The organism is Paenibacillus puldeungensis (assembly GCF_042678945.1).
Lineage (GTDB): Bacteria > Bacillota > Bacilli > Paenibacillales > Paenibacillaceae > Fontibacillus > Fontibacillus puldeungensis.
Genome location: NZ_JBHTLM010000003.1, coordinates 357,343 through 372,764, shown reverse-complemented (window position 1 = coordinate 372,764; position 15,422 = coordinate 357,343). Strand labels below are relative to the sequence as shown.

Sequence of the window (15,422 nt, the reverse complement as noted above, 5' to 3'; positions counted from 1 at the left end):
CTGCAAAAAGCGTCGCCAAGCAAAGGAAGCATGGTTCAAGAACCGGTAGATAACATCTTTTCCGGGTAGGTCGGCTCCGCGGTCACTTTCCAGAAGTCGAAACCAGTTCTTTCCTTCGAAGACCAAATAGAATACGATTTGGAAAATTGCTAAACTCGATAGACCAAAGGATTTGGAAATACCTGCTTTTCGTAAGGCTTTCCCAATGTGGAGCCTAGCAAAAAGTTTGGAAAAGCGAGACTGTTCAGACAGGGAATGTTGTTGTAACATAGGGTTACGCACCTTTCTTGTTGGCATGGTTGCTCGTCACTTCCATGATACCAAACAAGTGAGGTGTTTTTTGTCAATAAGGTTCAATATATTGAATTCTTCTTACAGTACCAAGGGGTTAAGGCGATTTCCCAGGTGCGAAAGTTGAGTTATTAACAAGAACGATAATGAGTTGAAGAATTATGTAAAAAACCAAATACGCGAGTATAACTTGAAGCACTTTCCGGATGATTTAAAGGGGAAGTATCAAGAAATACACTTTTTTCTTCAAGACGAAGATGGTCAGGTTTGTGGTGGTATGCTTGGCGAGACATGTTGGAACTGGCTGGAGATACAATATTTATATGTAGAACCTGAACATAGAGGCCATGGTTATGGTAAGAAACTTATCCAAGAGGCTGAAAGAATTGCAAATGAAAAGCAATGTGATTTTATGAAGGTTGATACATTAAGTTTTCAAGCTTAAGGGTTTGATGTGCACGGCATTATTGAGAATGCTGGAAGACACACACATTATTATATGAAGAAGACTTTATCGAAATAATTACGAAAGTAAACTGAAATGGTGTAGGCAGCGTATCGATTTGAAATTGATATAGAGCAAAAGGAATGATAAACATGAAAGCACTAGATAAAGCCATTCAATTAAGAGAATCAGGCCATTTAGAAGAGGCAAGATCTATATTACTTGAATTAGTAGATCAAGAACCGATGAATCCATCCGTTTGGTATCAATTCGCATGGATCCATGACGTCATGGGATTAGAAGGAGCAGCAGTCCCCTATTATAAGAAAGCATTGGAACTTGGATTAATGGACAAAGAAAGGCAAGGTGCATATTTAGGATTAGGCAGCACTTTTCGAACACTAGGCATGTACAATGAGGCCCAATTAATTCTTGATGAAGCTATTAAAGAATATCCTGATCAAAGAGAATTTCAAGTGTTTTATGCAATGGTTAAATTCAATCAGAAAGAGTATAAAGAATCAACTGAAATTTTGTTAAAGCAATTGGCAGAAACAAGTAATGATATTGGCATTCAAACGTATAAGAAGGCGATTTTATTTTATTCAAATAAGTTAGATCAGATATGGAAATAAGATGGTTGTAAGTAGATTCAAGGGGAGCAAAATAAAATTAGGAGGTCCGCTTCATGCCAAGAAAGATTTCTTTAGCTGATGGGAGGATTGTTGAAGTAGAATGTCTTAGCTGCGCATTAACAAGTGGACTGGTCCCTTCAACTGGTGGAGTCATTTATGAATCCAAAAACTTTCATGTTCATCAAGATGTTGCTTATCCCATAAGGGGGCTTGTAATTGTGGCCTCAAAGCGGCATTTTTACTCTATGGATGAACTAACCAATGAAGAACAAATTGAATATATCTCGCTCATACATAAGATTAGAGGAGAACAACGAACAAGGCTTGGAATAGATAAGGTCTATTATTTTTATAATGAGGATACAACACATCATTTTCATTTATGGATGGTCCCTAGATATGAATGGATGAAGCAATTTGGAAATTCAGTAGAATCTTTAAGGCCGGTATTATTACATGCGAGAAATCAAATGAACAATGAAGAGAATATGAAAACCGTAATAGAAGGAATTAATGAGTTAAGAAAAGAATTAAGGGATTTTGTAAGTAATTCAGGGTAACTTCATTTTACAACGCATGTATCCAGGCGGGCCTTCAACCATGGAAATTGCCAGAAGCCAGGAAGATGATTCAGGCGATCAACCCTGCAAGGTTAAGTCTCTACCCAATACTCAGGTTATACATAAACATTATCGAAAATCAAACCATAATCATATTTGGAGGTTATTCATTGGGGTACATTCAAGAATTAAGAAAAATAATAGGTTCTCGTCCGATTATATTAACGGGAGTAAACATAATCGTGTTTAATGATAGAAATGAAATCCTTTTACAAAGAAGAACTGATACGGGAGATTGGGGGCTAATAGGAGGAATCCTTGAGTTAGGAGAATCACTTGAAGAAGCAGCGCACAGAGAACTGTTTGAAGAAGCAGGATTGAGAACAGATTATTTGAAACATATCACCATATTATCTGGAGCTGATATGTATTATAGATATCCAAATGGAGATGAAATATATAACGTAATATCGGTATACGAAACAAGGAATTTTATTGGGGAGCCTTGTGTAAATGACGATGAGGGTTTAGAAGTGAAATTTTTTTCTATGGATAAACCAATACCCGAGATCAATGGAATGACAAAGAAGATTCTATATAAGTCGAGATACATCAATTGGTAGTAGTCAAACGTTATACGAAATAGCAAGCATCAGAAGACATTTAAATAAAGGGTGTAATCTAAGATGCAGCACAACATAGAATTGTACTTATCTTCAAGTAAAGACAAAGGAATTTTTAAAAATCTACTGCAATATTAATTTGATACCAGATTAGTTGTCGATTTAGAAGCTTGTAATAAGCTCAGGCAGTAAACGCTCCAGTCTAAGATAAGAGCTATCTAAGGCTGGGGCGTTTCGTATGTTACTCAACAATAACGACAGTTGTAATACACTCACTAAAGGGGACTTCAATTATAGCTGTTCTCTCCCATTTATGTCTCTTCGGGTTGTGTTATGTTATCGTTAGGTTTCCAAATCGATAAGGAGCTGTTTATTCATGTTGAAATTGAAGTATCTTTTTAACAATTTGGACTTAACAGAGATGATATTAAAAAACTGGCACTTCGACCAAAGCTCAATGGAAATGTTTAAGTATTACCGAATATCGTCAAACGCTATTTATCCATTCCAATGTAATGGAGAGACGCGTTTATTACGTTACGCACCAAAATCAGAAAAACGGAAATCGAATATCCAAGCAGAACTTGAATTTATTTCATACCTACGAGACAATCATTATGGAGTTTTGGAACCGATTCAATCAAATCACGGTGAAGAACTTGTAGAGGTTGCTACTCCCTGGGGAGAGTACTATGCTACGGTGTTTAAGCGTGTGCCAGGTATGCAAATAAACCATACGGAATGCAGCGACGACATTATTTTCAGCTATGGGAAAGCCTTAGGAAAGCTCCATCATTTATCAAGCCAGTACAAGACCCATAAAATAAGAAGATGGTCTTATGTTGATGTTCTGGTTTGGGTAGAGGATGTGCTAAGGAGATTTCCAGGACAGGAAGCAGCTTTAAATGAAATTAAAATATTAGAAAACTTCTTTTCTTCAATCCCTAAGTCCGAAAGAAATTTTGGGCTTGTTCATTACGATTTCGAATTTGATAATGTCTTTTACGATGAAGAAACTAATTCATGTTACGTTATTGATTTCGATGACGCCATGTATCATTGGTATGCCATGGATATTGTCCAAGCACTTGATGATTTACAAGAATGCACACCCATCGAACTATTTCATCAAAAGAAAGAATGCTTTATTAATGGGTATCTGACCGAATATGATATTCCTAATAATTTAAATGAACTAATGATTGCTTGCAGACGCTTTGCCAAACTTTATGGTTATGCACGTATACAAAGGTCTATTGGGGAGAAATGGGGAAATGAACCTGATTGGCTGGTAACATTGAGGGGGAAACTGGAATATAGATTGAAAGAAGACGTTGCTTCATTCGGAACAGCATTATAGATTCAGTAAAGAAGAGTCTGTAAATAATATCAAGATCTAAGGTCAGGAGGGAGAAAGATTAAATCAGAAGGGCTAAAAAAACTTGAGCTAGTGATGAAATCTTTTGAAAAGCCATGGTTTGTTGCTGGGGGATGGGCCATAGACTTAGCGGTCGGAAAAGCCACTAGAGAACATAAAGACATAGATATCTGTGTATTCAGAGAGGACGCTAATTACACAATAAACTATTTTAAAGACTGGGATATCAAAGTAGCAATACCTGGTGAGCACAGATTAGAAAGAGTCGATCAAATAACCGATGTAGTATTACCAAGATATTGCCTTCATTTATTTAAAGATAATGAGTTTTTAGAAATTTTGCTTACTGAAAGGGTTAGAGAAGAGGTTGTATTTAGAAAGAACAGTGAGATACGGATGAGCATCAAAGACTTTTCAAAACATCAAGAGAATATTCCGTTTGTAAACCCTGTATGGCAGTTACTGTTCAAAAGTTTGAATACTAGAGAAGAAGATGAGCATGACTTTATGACATACATAAATGAAGTGAATGATGATTATTCAAAGAAATGGCTATTTCAAAAGCTGAAAGATATTAAAGGAAATCAGAAATGGATAGAAGAACTTCAAAAGTATTTCAGTAAAATCGAGGACATCCTATAACACGGTATTCACGAAGTGGGACTATCGCCTCTCGGTTGTCCGGATGTATAATCATGGAAGAATGCTTAGACAACAAATGACCCAGCCAAAGATAAGAGCTATCTAAGGCTGGGTCGTTTCGTGATTACTAGAACGACGTTAAGTGAAATCGTAGCACTGAATAATTTGAAGGAGGTATCAGAGATGTCAATTGAAACCATGAAGAATTCAGAGGATGTTCTGATGATGTTGGATTCTTTAATGAGGGAACCAGCTCCATTTTGGAATAATTTTTATCATGATAGAACGAAGAAGATACCTTTCTTTGTAAATCATCCGGATGAGAATCTAGTATCTTATATCGAGTCCGGAATAATACAAGGTGGACGAATGTTAGACCTTGGATGTGGGGCAGGGAGGAACTCCATCTACTCAACATTAAATGGTTTTACTGTCGATGCAATCGATATTTCAGCTGAGGCTATACAGTGGGCCATTGAACGAGCAGACAAAAACCACATTTCTATTAATTTCGAGTGCAAGTCAGTATTTGATTTGGGGTATAAAGAGGAATATGACTTCGTTTACGATTCAGGTTGTATGCATCATTTATGGCCTCATAGAAGAATTGGTTATATAGAGATGATACATAGTGCATTAAAGAACGGTGGTTATTTGGGCCTAACGTGTTTTGCCCCTGGATTTACTGATATCGGAGGAGCATATGAATTAAGTGATTATGAAATATATAGAGAAAGAAGCATGAAAGGCGGACAAGCTTTTAGTAAAGAAAAGCTAACTGAAATATTAGGGAAGTACTTTGAATTAATTGAATGTAGGATGATGAAAGAATGCGATAATGATGAATCAAAATTTGGTATTCCATTCCTATGGGCTTCGCTTTGGAGGAAGAAGTAGCTAAATGCAATGAACGTATGATGCCTAATAAACTTAGAACGAATATTTAAAAAAGTTAAGGAATAGAGGTAATTCATGAATAAAATCCTCGCGATATTGATTTTTTTAGCTTTATTACTTACGGGTTGTCAAAAAAATACCTCTGATCATGATACTTGGGGAAATAAACACAATATAAATACAGGAGATATTAGCGAAATTGTAATACAGAATGTAAAGGGTACGGACGTGATCTTACCGCAGAAAGAAATAATTAGTTTTATGAAGGCCATAAATGGCGGAAGATATAATATTGGAAAGCTTGATATTAGACCACCTGATTACTCTGTAAAAATTACTTTGAAGAATGGGAAGACTAGGGGATTGTCTATCTGGGGAGCGGATTTATTTGTTGACCACGATGATAACGGACATTACCAATTCGTATTAAGTGAGAATGAACGAACCAAAGTAACTGATATATTAAATAAAGCTGAAAGCGTAGAGAAATGACTAATAAACAAGTGTTCAAGTTATATATTGGAGGCGTTAACAATGAAGCAACTAAACCTAAGCGTAGTAATTAGTTCTTTTCTATTAGGTCTTTCTATTGTTATTAGTAGCTTGATTATTAGCAACTCTGGAGACAGAGAATTGAACAAAGACAAAATAAATGAAAAAGAATATAAACCGCTTATGACAATCCAAGAAACAGCCGAATACTTGAAAATAACTGAATCTCAAGTGAAAACGATCATATCTAGTGAAGACACTATGTTAAGGACATCGGGTTTGTCTGGTAAGCTGTTCCCCGTCATTAGAATTGGAACCGATAATTATATAAGTACAGAAGACTTAAAAGATTGGTTAAAGGATTCAACGGCACTAAGAAAACAATATTAGTATAAATTCCAATAATAAATCAGGTGGTGTTTTGTATAAAGCCATTTTTAGTTATAATTTTGTTGCTTTTAGTAACTGGATGTTATGGAAGCAAAGAATCTATTGTCTTACAACCAGCTACACTGTCAGAGATATACCCCGGAAATATACTAAAAGTAAATAAGGTAGAACTGTTGGATGGATCATCAGGTGAAAGGAAAGTCATAGAAGATCAGGGGAAGATCAAAAAGTGGATAAATCTAATTAAAGATATAAAACTGATACCCGATAGTAATCAAGAAGATAGAGTAGGATTTATTTATGGAATAAGTCTTTACGAAGAAGACGAACTAAAGTTAGGTTTTGTACTGAATCACATCAATAAAATTTACTACAAAAACAATATTGAATTCGAAGCGCATATACAAGCATTTTTTGAAGAGCAGTTTGAAAAGGAATTTTAAAAAGTGAGAATACAACCTAACATCCCAATCATGCTGCGGGATTTACGTAGCTTTAAGCGACAATCCCGCAACATCTAACTGCCGACAAGCGGCAGCTAGAATTTTAACCATAATGGTACTGCGCGGTAGTGGATGCGGGAACGATCGTCTAAATCAGTGGAGTGCAAATAACACCTATTTAGCTGACTCACCTTCATTTTCATCTGTTTCACAGAACCATAGAGGATCGTTGCAATCAACATCGCCATTGTAATTGATGAGGATTTCTTCTCCTGCTTTTATCTCGGTATACGCATAGAAGTCAAATGTATGTTGATTAAAGTTAATTTCATATATCGCATTAGGGGTATACGAATGATTAAACAAACTCCCGTAACCTAAAAGGACAGCTGTATGATTAGCGCCATATTCAAATACATAATCTGCAAGGATTGTTTTCTCAATAAATTCATGATCCTCGTTAGGGTATGGGATTACCGGCGCTTCATGTATAAGTTCTCCCTTTTTGATATCCCGGGTTGCAAATACCCCTCTATTGAATTCACCACTACTAAGACTGGATGTTTTTACTTGTATCATCATAACCACCTGTGTAATTATTTTTGTAATGTATAAGTTTGTTTTTAGCGTAACTTTAATAATACATATATTTAGTCGATAAAGAAACATAAACATCTCGAAAGTTCGTCAATACATAAAAAAAGTAGGTGTTTTTTTGAAGAAAGTTCTAATTACGTTGATAGTATTTTCCCTATTATTTACTGGTTGTACTACTAAGCATAATAGCATTTCTACTTCAGCTACTACAACAAAGCAAGATGAGCAGAAAGATTCTAAACCATCTCAAGAAAATATACTCTACACTAATAAAAAATTAGGTTTCTCTCTGAAAATTCCATCGTCATGGAGAGATTCGTATAGTATCGTCAAGTCAGACGATGGTACAGGAATAGATTTTTATTTTATTGGAAAGAGCAAAACAAGTCAGGCCGAATTTGAAGACTCACCTTCCGTCAAAGGGCTATATTTGTTCTCAATTGCTACTGAGGCATCAATCCAGGATTCGGAAGATTCTGTAGATAGTATTTTAGATGTTGGAACTGCGCATGGCACTAAATATATATCTTATACAGGGACGGATTGTTCTATATGTATCTTGAAAGACGAAGAAACAGAAGCAGACAGTAAAGAACTCGATTTATTGAAGGCCGATTGGCAAAAGGTATCAACGATGCTGGACGAGAAGGAAACCGTGTTAAAGACTTTTCAATCCGTAGATTAGAATTATTTGATAGTACATTTAGGGACAACTCATTCAAAAACAATATTGATAAAGGCAATAGAAAGAAGGACATTATATGGAGGTAAACAGAATAATTGAGAAATCCCAAAAACCATTAATTTTTGAAAATGGTAGCTCACAAATGTGGGCTTGAACTCTAACTATTGGTATCCGGAGGAAAGAGTTCATCTACAGCAAACCATGGTGTTAGAAGATAATAAAGATATGCAGGTATACAATATTTGGGACAAGACATACTCTATTGAAGATATTTCTGCAATACTTAGCACTATAGGTTTTGCAGATTTTGAATTTTACTCTGATGTAACTGGCCGGAAATATGAAGAAGAATCAGAAACACTAACCATCATAGCCCAAAAGAAGTGATTGGATTGGATAAAAAGGTATTAACGAAGCGCCAAGACGTTATGCGTAAATTTTTGCAATTATTTATTAAGTGGGGTGTTTCGGAAAGTGGAAAAAGAACATTTACGTTATCCTATAGGAACTTTTAAACCACAAGAAATGACATCTGAAGTAGATCAAGCTAATTATTCTATTGAAATAGCAAAAATAGTTCCTACACTGCAAGAAATAGTGAAAAATCTAGATACCTCGCAACTGCAGACGCCATATCGTAATAATGGTTGGACGGTAAAACAGGTAATTCATCACATGGCAGATAATGATATGAATGCATTTATAAGACTTAAGAGGGCCTTAACTGAGGAAGAGCCTCAAGCTTCATCATATCGAGAAGATTAGCACCATACAGCTCAAATACAGGAATTAATAAGGAGAATGAGGTGGTAACCAATGCTAATCAGAGAAGCCACTATTGAAGATATATCAGACATTAAAAATCTATACTGGGAACTGGATAAGGATGCAGTTTTCTATCAACCTTCTCAATTTATTCTAGCAGAGCGACCAAATGATTTTTTTATCCATATAATAAATAATGAAAAGTCTGATATCTTAATTATTGAGGTTGAAGGAAAAATTATTGGATTTTCGCTATTACAGGAGAAGGAAACCCCTAAAATTAGTTGTTTAAGAGAGAAGAAGTTTGTTTATATACTAGATTTTGTGATTTCTGAAACATATAGAAACAACGGCTATGGATCATTACTACTGGAATCTTCAAAAGAATGGGGGAAGAAACGAGGATTAGATTTATTAAGATTATCCGTGTTTGAAGATAATCAAAAGGGAATAGATTTTTATAAAAAGAATGGGTTAATAGCTACGATGAAAACGATGGAATGCGAATTATAACTATTTTTTGGAGAGGTGCAGATCATGATAGTTACCTTTTATGATATCGGTACTGTTGCAGATGATAAATTAAAATTTGCTGTAATTATTGCTAAATATAAGGGCGAATGGATTTTTGTGCAACATAAGGAGAGGAATACATGGGAAATTCCCGGTGGGCGAAGAGAAGTGGATGAAGCCATTGAAGATACAGCAAAGCGTGAGTTGTACGAGGAGACAGGGGCTGTGTCTTTTGATTTGAAACCGTTATGTTGTTATTCAGTGAAGAGAGTCAATAGAGAAGAATCATACGGTGCTTTGTTTTATGCAGAAGTTAAGGGGATGGGTCAGATACCAGTGGAAAGTGAAATTAGAAAAATTACACTACTGAAGGAAATGCCAATCGAATTAACCTATCCAGAGATTCAACCATTATTACATGAGAGAGCATTAAAAATGTTAGGAATAAGGGATAATCAAAAATAAGGACAATTAAGGATAAAAAATCGTATCAGAGGCGATGAATATGTTAAATTTAGAATCAGAAAGATTAATTATAAGAAATTTTCGACCTGATGATTGGAATGACCTACATAATTACTTATCAATAGAAGAAGTATTGAAGTATGAACCTGGTAAAGTTTGTGATGATGAAGATTGTAAGCAGATGGCATTGGAACGATCGCAAAGCAATATTTTTATGGCAGTCGTATTAAGAGATAGCAATAAAATGATTGGACACATTTACTTTAATCAAACAGTACCATTTGACTTTTTAACATGGGAAATTGGATACATATTCAACCCAAGATACTATTTGAAATGGATATGCTACTGAGGCAAGTAGAAGAGTATTGCAATATGGATTTGAAGAGTTAGAAGCTCATCGGATCATTGCAATGTGTAATCCAGAAAACACTTCGTCGTGGAGATTATTGGAGCGCTTGTTGATGCGAAGAGAAGGTCATCATATTAAGAAAGCGTTTTTTAATAAAACTGATGAAGGACAACCAATTTGGCATAATGCATATCAATATGCAATCTAAGTAGATGAATGGTACCAAAGGAACGCGAATACAAAAACGTTGCCTGAAATTACAAGAAGATAGCATCATTGAAGGAATTGTTTAATGAAATAATGATTCACTATAACAAGTTGTGTGAATGAGCTAAGAGGAGGGGTCAAATCCATTTTTAATAAAATTCCTCAAATTATCACATTGGTCGTTCTTACAATATTTTGCTTTATTTATGGCCGTGAAGTAATTAGTAGATTCAATGGGGAATTATTTAGTCACTCAGCTGTTCCCATAGAGTACTCCTTGATATTTCTCCTTTTATTGATTAGCATCGGAATAATTCTCGGATTTTTAATTGAAGGAACATCTGCGATTAGTAAAATCATTTTTTGGTGGCCTGTGGTACATTTCGTTATTGACTTTTTATGCTTTATTGTAGGACTGGCATGGGAAACACTATTAGCATTAGTCTTATATACTATAATAGTAATGCCAATTAACTTAATTGGCGAAGGCATATCTCTAGGTTTTCAGATAAATCGACTTTTCTTTTATAGGGACAAATATGAAATTATATCAATTTTACTTGGATTATTTATAAATTTGAGTATCATCATTTATGTTTTATTTGAAATATCTAAAGATTATCTTGCAAACCTCTTTATGTAATTCAGTAGGTCTAAGTGCACCATATAACACCGTATTCACGCAGAGAGGCTTCGCCCCTGGGTTGTCAGATGCATAATCATAGAAGAAGATAGACAGCAAACGCCCCAGCCTAAGATAAGAGCTATTATCTTAGGCTGGGGCGTTTCGTGAATACAATAGCTGAAACCAACGAAGGCTCAAATAACTATGAAAGTAGGAGCTCGGAGTGGACATATAATTAATACCTTTACTTCAGCATGACTCATGCAAGAATATTTTTTTGTTGACTTTATTAATTTGTAGAATATAATAGGTAACAAATGTTAGGTAACGTTAGATACTTATAAGAAGGTGTTTTGTGTGCCACCCAAAATAAAGATAACAAAAGACGAAATCCTAAATGTAGCGATTCGAATTGTTCAGGAGAAGGGAATTGAAAGTCTAAACGCTCGTGATTTGGCAAAGGAAATTGGATGTTCGGTGCATCCGATATTTAGGACGTTTGAGTCGATGGAGGGACTTAAATCTGCGGTCTATCAAATGGCTGAGCATATATATAATCAGTGCATGCTAAGCTCTGAAGACCATAAAGAGGACGGATTTCTTGGTATGGGGCTTACCTATATTGATTTTGCGAAGAACGAGAAGAATCTGTTCAAGTTATTATTTATGTCGGATGCATTTCGGGAGCAAAGCATGATGGATATCGTAGGTTCTACGGAGGGAGATGATGAGGTGATTGGAATGCTATCTCAAAGGACGGGGTTAAGTTCCCAAAGTGCCAAAGAACTATATGCAGGGATATGGCTTACAACCCATGGTATTGCGTCCATGTTTGCTACTAATAACTGCCGATTTAGTGATGAAGAAATCAGGCGATTGCTAAACAATTCATTTATGGGATTAATGATGAAGCTAAAAAAAGAGGAGGGGCAAAACCAATGAAAAAATCATTCGTACAGAAACATCCTTATATTGCATCGATCCTTGTAGGGCTGCTTTGCACTTTTATGACGGCATTAGGAATGGCTGTTCCGCAGATAATGGGCTTGGATACGTATTCAATATACATTGTCGCGACGGTTTTCCTTTTGATTTCAGTGGCTATTGGCGTTTTTATTATGACAAAGTCAAAACTTACGCTTGTAGAATATGGGTTCCGAATTAGTGAAAATAGGAGTTCCAGTAATGTATGGTGGTATGCTCCTCTGCTGGCATTAGAAGTGCTTCCTATTGCTGTTTATGGTTTCAGTCCTGAGATTACACCGGTGCAGTACATTATATTGGCATTTTTTACAATTGCGATTGGATTAAATGAGGAAATTTATTTTAGGGGACTTGCACTTAAGTTCTTAGCAGCAAAGGGCGGAAAGCGAGCAATTATCTTTTCCTCCATAATTTTCGGGGTATTGCATCTTATAAATGCACTGAACGGAAAGAACGTGCTGTATCTTGTGTTACAGATGCTGTTCGCCTTACTGGTAGGATTTGTTCTTGCGGAAATTGTAAGTATTACGAAAAGTCTTTGGATTGTAATTATCTGGCATGCTGCTCATGATTATATTTCTAATACAACATCAGACTCTCTTGACCAAACGGCATTGATTATTCTGGCGATTCAGCTAGTTATTTTATTGATTTATGCAATTGGTATTTGGAAGAGAACGAATGTACCGGAAAATGTGGTGCCTGGGGAAGTGTCAAGTTCTATCATTTTGAAATAATTTGGATGAGAAACGAAAGGCATATTTAAATTCGAAGAATGACAGGCCTATGGCAGGTAATCCTTACTGGATTTACTTGGTATTTGTAAGGTAACTCGTGAAGACGCCAACATCATATAATGTCTTATTCGCGTAACGAGACTTACTCTCGTCGGCAGTCAAATTGTATAATCATAGAAGAGACTCAGGCAACAAACGCCCCAGCCTAAGATAAGAGCTATCTAAGGCTGGAGCGTTTCGTGAATACTTGAACGTTAACTGAAATAACCGAGGGAAAAAATACGGAATCTATAACTCGCTAAATTTTTGGTGATGTCTTAAACTCAAATTAATGGAGGCTAACAATGAAATTGGGGGAAGGGTGTGAAGATCTAATACGGACCTAGTAGGAGGAAAAGGGCGGGAAATTGAACATTAGCCGATATTGCTGAGAATACAACTATCAAAAATACATAAAGAGGAAGGATTATTTTGAAATATTTAATTAGAGCAGCAACAAAAAATGATTGTTACTCTTTAAGTCGATTAATGACTCAATTACTCAACAGAGATATTACTGAAGAACAAATGCAAGATCGCTTAGGGTTTGTTGAGAGAAGTCCATTTGATCAGCTTTTCGTTTATGAGGAAGAGGGTATAGTAATAGGAACATTAGGATTTAGAATTCGAGAGAACATAGAAGACACTACAAGATATGGGGAAATTTCTGTATTAGTTGTGGATCAGGAAGCTAAAAGAAAAGGGATTGGAAAAACCTTGATGAATTACGCGGATAACTTGGCAAAGGAACTAGATTGTAAAGGTACATGGTTAGTTTCTGGCAATAAGAGAATAGAAGAGGCACACAAATTTTATAATGAACTTGGATTTGAAATAACTGGATCAAGATTTGTAAAAAATTTTTATTAGAGAACCTAAGAATAGATTGTATTCACGAATAAAGAGCCTATCTAAAGACGGGGCGTTTCGTGAATGCAACAACGTTACAATGAAAGGAATTAAAAAAATAAAAAAATGGGAAACACTATATCAATGCCTAGCAATCTAGAGCATTTAGTCGAATCACTTAATATGTCTAATGGATTAACCTCGGTTTTTATTGAGGTGCTAGTTATTAGTGGATCGATATTAGCTGAGACAAATCGAGAAAAAGAAATAATGATTTGGTTAGGGCAACGCGATCAGTCCGTAGTAGGCATCGGAACAGTTGGTTTTGACATAGATGAAATACCTTGGACCATAGCTTTCTTTGAACGGGAAAAAGATTTTCTTTTACGTACTATTTCAAGTGCAATTGATGGCTTGGGATGGGAAAGATTAAGTTATGAACCGCGCAAAGATTGGCTAATTGAATGTTTAAAACAGTTTCGGCTAATGATTAATGCCTTTGATAAGGAAAGTATAGATATGAACAGTTATTTAGAATGGTCTGAAATTGATGAAGATGATGATTGTCCTACCATCCCAATAGGGTATCCAAAATGCGCGAAACATGATATCTACTTGTCATGCCATGGGTGTATATTGTGCAATAATGGAAGTTAGTTTTACTCACTGATTCAAATTCCTCGCTGACCTCAGGTTGGTCGAGGAATTTTTCTGTCTTAATCAAACTATATTGTCAAGTAAAATATTTGTAAGGAAGTACTTGAATATTTTTCCTCGCTCCTTTAAAATTTAATTGATAATGAGTCTCAATATCAATTAAAAATCAATTGGAGGAAAAGATATGTCTAGGTTTCACAAATCGTTACGAAGTTATTTGGTCCTTATCTTGATTATTTCAGTATTGGCAGGATGTTCATCGGGCGGATCTTCAGATAAAGCAAACGCCTCTGGAGAGACCCGAACCGTTAAGCATGCCATGGGGGAAACCAAGATTTCCGGTACGCCTAAGAGAATCGTAACTCTATACCAAGGTGCTAATGATGTGGTGGTTTCACTTGGCGTGAAACCGACAGGTATAGTGGAATCGTGGGTGCAAAAGCCTGTCTATGAATATTTAAGAGCGGATCTTAAAGACGTTCCTCAGGTCGGGGAGGAGACACAGCCGAATCTGGAGGAAATACATAAGCTGAAGCCGGATCTCATTATTGCCACCAAGTCAAGACATGAGGATATCTATGACCAGCTCTCCAAGATTGCACCAACGGTTGTCACGGAGAAGCTGTACGACTGGAAGGAGACGCTGAAGCTCGCGGGCGAGGCAATGAACGTTAAAGACAAATCGAACCAGTTGTTGTCTGATTGGGAGGCCAGAGTGGCTGATTTCAAGCAAAAAATGGGGAATCAACTTCCGATTGAGGTGACCATCACCAATTTTAGAGCTGATCAGGTGCGTATTTTCTATATGGGCTATGCCGGCAACATTTTGAAAGAGCTTGGGTTTACAAGACCTCCAGGTCATGATGAGGATAAATGGGGAGTCGAGCTTACCTCCAAAGAGAGCATCCCGGATATGAATGCTGACCTGATCTTCAACTTCAATTCTGGTACCGACCGAGAAGCCATCGACAAAACCTATAAGGAATGGACCAGCAGCAAGCTCTGGACCAACCTGGATGCCGTCAAGAATAATCGGGTTGTTCAGGTGGATGAGGTAGCTTGGAATAGTGCGGGTGGCTACAAATCGGCCAATCTGATGCTTGATGATCTGTACAAATATTTTAACTTGCAAAAATAACTGGGAAAGGGGC

Annotated in this window: 23 protein-coding genes and 2 pseudogenes; 23 read left to right on the top strand and 2 right to left on the bottom strand. The window is 36.3% G+C overall.

Annotated features, from left to right (window positions below):
• Nucleotides 1–270 (bottom strand): annotated as a pseudogene (locus tag ACFQ3W_RS06780) (IS4 family transposase); the annotation flags it as partial.
• A gap of 151 nt (nt 271–421) precedes the next feature.
• On the opposite strand from ACFQ3W_RS06780, the pseudogene ACFQ3W_RS06775 reads away from it, so the two are divergent.
• From ACFQ3W_RS06775 to ACFQ3W_RS06730, 10 genes and pseudogenes are all read left to right on the top strand, one after another.
• Nucleotides 422–814: pseudogene (locus ACFQ3W_RS06775) on the top strand (GNAT family N-acetyltransferase).
• Between the two features lie 74 nt (nt 815–888).
• Nucleotides 889–1,371, top strand: a complete 483-nt coding sequence (locus ACFQ3W_RS06770) for a tetratricopeptide repeat protein (RefSeq protein WP_379317931.1) — start codon at nt 889–891, stop codon at nt 1,369–1,371.
• Nucleotides 1,372–1,424: 53 nt separating this feature from the next.
• Nucleotides 1,425–1,931: an HIT family protein gene (locus tag ACFQ3W_RS06765; RefSeq protein WP_379317929.1), complete on the top strand. Its 507-nt coding sequence runs from the start codon at nt 1,425–1,427 to the stop codon at nt 1,929–1,931.
• 170 nt (nt 1,932–2,101) lie between these two features.
• Nucleotides 2,102–2,554 (top strand): NUDIX hydrolase, encoded by a 453-nt coding sequence (locus ACFQ3W_RS06760; RefSeq protein WP_379317972.1) that lies wholly within the window; start codon nt 2,102–2,104, stop codon nt 2,552–2,554.
• A gap of 376 nt (nt 2,555–2,930) precedes the next feature.
• On the top strand, nt 2,931–3,914 hold the full coding sequence (locus ACFQ3W_RS06755) for a phosphotransferase enzyme family protein (RefSeq protein ID WP_379317927.1): 984 nt from the start codon (nt 2,931–2,933) through the stop codon (nt 3,912–3,914).
• Nucleotides 3,915–4,007: 93 nt separating this feature from the next.
• Nucleotides 4,008–4,574, top strand: a complete 567-nt coding sequence (locus ACFQ3W_RS06750; protein WP_379317925.1) for a nucleotidyltransferase domain-containing protein — start codon at nt 4,008–4,010, stop codon at nt 4,572–4,574.
• 183 nt (nt 4,575–4,757) lie between these two features.
• A complete protein-coding gene (locus ACFQ3W_RS06745) occupies nt 4,758–5,471 on the top strand; it encodes a class I SAM-dependent methyltransferase (protein WP_379317923.1) in 714 nt (237 codons plus the stop codon).
• 75 nt (nt 5,472–5,546) lie between these two features.
• Nucleotides 5,547–5,963: a hypothetical protein gene (locus tag ACFQ3W_RS06740; RefSeq protein ID WP_379317921.1), complete on the top strand. Its 417-nt coding sequence runs from the start codon at nt 5,547–5,549 to the stop codon at nt 5,961–5,963.
• A 42-nt stretch (nt 5,964–6,005) separates the two neighbouring features.
• Complete coding sequence (locus ACFQ3W_RS06735) at nt 6,006–6,353, top strand: helix-turn-helix domain-containing protein (protein ID WP_379317919.1); 348 nt, start codon at nt 6,006–6,008, stop codon at nt 6,351–6,353.
• Between the two features lie 59 nt (nt 6,354–6,412).
• A complete protein-coding gene (locus ACFQ3W_RS06730) occupies nt 6,413–6,796 on the top strand; it encodes a hypothetical protein (protein WP_379317917.1) in 384 nt (127 codons plus the stop codon).
• 174 nt (nt 6,797–6,970) lie between these two features.
• Here the strand turns inward: ACFQ3W_RS06730 and ACFQ3W_RS06725 are convergent, their stop codons facing one another.
• Nucleotides 6,971–7,375, bottom strand: coding sequence for an SET domain-containing protein (locus ACFQ3W_RS06725; protein ID WP_379317970.1), 405 nt, complete (start codon nt 7,373–7,375; stop codon nt 6,971–6,973).
• A 157-nt stretch (nt 7,376–7,532) separates the two neighbouring features.
• On the opposite strand from ACFQ3W_RS06725, the gene ACFQ3W_RS06720 reads away from it, so the two are divergent.
• The 13 genes from ACFQ3W_RS06720 (at nt 7,533) to ACFQ3W_RS06660 (ending at nt 15,409) form a co-directional block, all read left to right on the top strand.
• On the top strand, nt 7,533–8,078 hold the full coding sequence (locus ACFQ3W_RS06720) for a hypothetical protein (RefSeq protein WP_379317915.1): 546 nt from the start codon (nt 7,533–7,535) through the stop codon (nt 8,076–8,078).
• Nucleotides 8,079–8,279: 201 nt separating this feature from the next.
• Nucleotides 8,280–8,465 carry a hypothetical protein gene (locus tag ACFQ3W_RS06715; RefSeq protein WP_379317913.1) on the top strand — a complete coding sequence of 62 codons (186 nt, stop codon included), beginning with the start codon at nt 8,280–8,282 and terminating at the stop codon, nt 8,463–8,465.
• Between the two features lie 87 nt (nt 8,466–8,552).
• Nucleotides 8,553–8,843 carry a DinB family protein gene (locus tag ACFQ3W_RS06710; RefSeq protein ID WP_379317911.1) on the top strand — a complete coding sequence of 97 codons (291 nt, stop codon included), beginning with the start codon at nt 8,553–8,555 and terminating at the stop codon, nt 8,841–8,843.
• A 51-nt stretch (nt 8,844–8,894) separates the two neighbouring features.
• Nucleotides 8,895–9,356 (top strand): GNAT family N-acetyltransferase, encoded by a 462-nt coding sequence (locus tag ACFQ3W_RS06705; RefSeq protein ID WP_379317909.1) that lies wholly within the window; start codon nt 8,895–8,897, stop codon nt 9,354–9,356.
• A 24-nt stretch (nt 9,357–9,380) separates the two neighbouring features.
• Nucleotides 9,381–9,821, top strand: coding sequence for an NUDIX hydrolase (locus tag ACFQ3W_RS06700; protein WP_379317907.1), 441 nt, complete (start codon nt 9,381–9,383; stop codon nt 9,819–9,821).
• A gap of 34 nt (nt 9,822–9,855) precedes the next feature.
• Complete coding sequence (locus ACFQ3W_RS06695) at nt 9,856–10,173, top strand: GNAT family N-acetyltransferase (protein ID WP_379317905.1); 318 nt, start codon at nt 9,856–9,858, stop codon at nt 10,171–10,173.
• 16 nt (nt 10,174–10,189) lie between these two features.
• Nucleotides 10,190–10,381 (top strand): hypothetical protein, encoded by a 192-nt coding sequence (locus ACFQ3W_RS06690; protein ID WP_379317903.1) that lies wholly within the window; start codon nt 10,190–10,192, stop codon nt 10,379–10,381.
• A 114-nt stretch (nt 10,382–10,495) separates the two neighbouring features.
• The gene (locus ACFQ3W_RS06685) at nt 10,496–11,023 is read left to right on the top strand and encodes a hypothetical protein (protein ID WP_379317901.1); all 528 of its coding nucleotides are present in this window, start codon (nt 10,496–10,498) and stop codon (nt 11,021–11,023) included.
• Between the two features lie 339 nt (nt 11,024–11,362).
• The gene (locus ACFQ3W_RS06680) at nt 11,363–11,947 is read left to right on the top strand and encodes a TetR/AcrR family transcriptional regulator (protein WP_379317899.1); all 585 of its coding nucleotides are present in this window, start codon (nt 11,363–11,365) and stop codon (nt 11,945–11,947) included.
• The gene (locus tag ACFQ3W_RS06675; RefSeq protein ID WP_379317897.1) at nt 11,944–12,726 is read left to right on the top strand and encodes a CPBP family intramembrane glutamic endopeptidase; all 783 of its coding nucleotides are present in this window, start codon (nt 11,944–11,946) and stop codon (nt 12,724–12,726) included. Before ACFQ3W_RS06680 ends, ACFQ3W_RS06675 begins: the two co-directional genes overlap by 4 nt.
• Before the next feature lie 471 nt (nt 12,727–13,197).
• Complete coding sequence (locus ACFQ3W_RS06670; RefSeq protein WP_379317895.1) at nt 13,198–13,635, top strand: GNAT family N-acetyltransferase; 438 nt, start codon at nt 13,198–13,200, stop codon at nt 13,633–13,635.
• Nucleotides 13,636–13,758: 123 nt separating this feature from the next.
• A complete protein-coding gene (locus tag ACFQ3W_RS06665; protein ID WP_379317893.1) occupies nt 13,759–14,271 on the top strand; it encodes a hypothetical protein in 513 nt (170 codons plus the stop codon).
• 184 nt (nt 14,272–14,455) lie between these two features.
• On the top strand, nt 14,456–15,409 hold the full coding sequence (locus tag ACFQ3W_RS06660) for an ABC transporter substrate-binding protein (RefSeq protein ID WP_379317891.1): 954 nt from the start codon (nt 14,456–14,458) through the stop codon (nt 15,407–15,409).
• The last annotated feature ends 13 nt before the right edge of the window (nt 15,410–15,422 follow it).